At 65.1% G+C, this 415-nt stretch carries 1 protein-coding gene; it reads left to right on the top strand.

What is annotated here, in order from left to right:
• Positions 1-415: FAD-dependent oxidoreductase (locus EN852_RS35515; RefSeq protein WP_189546376.1), on the top strand; the 415-nt coding region annotated here is incomplete at both ends.

Raw genomic sequence — 415 nt, 5'->3', positions numbered from 1 at the left:
ACCAGATCATCCGCGACGCGCTGCACCGCTCGCCACTGTACAGCGGCCAGATCGAAGGCATCGGTCCGCGCTACTGCCCGTCCATCGAGGACAAGGTGGTGCGCTTCGCCGAGAAGGCCAGCCACCAGATCTTCGTCGAACCCGAAGGCCTGGGCATCGTCGAGATCTACCCCAACGGCATCTCCACCTCGCTGCCGTTCGACGTGCAGCTGGAGATGGTGCGCAGCATCCGCGGCTTCGAGAACGCACACATCACCCGCCCGGGCTACGCGATCGAGTACGACTTCTTCGATCCGCGCGGGCTGAAGGCCTCGCTGGAAACCAAGCTGGTCAACGGCCTGTTCTTCGCCGGCCAGATCAACGGCACCACCGGCTACGAAGAGGCCGCTGCGCAGGGCCTGCTGGCCGGTCTCAA

Source organism: Mesorhizobium sp. M2E.F.Ca.ET.209.01.1.1 (assembly GCF_004010375.2).
Classification (GTDB): domain Bacteria; phylum Pseudomonadota; class Alphaproteobacteria; order Rhizobiales; family Rhizobiaceae; genus Mesorhizobium.
This window is presented reverse-complemented; position numbering and strand designations above follow the sequence as displayed.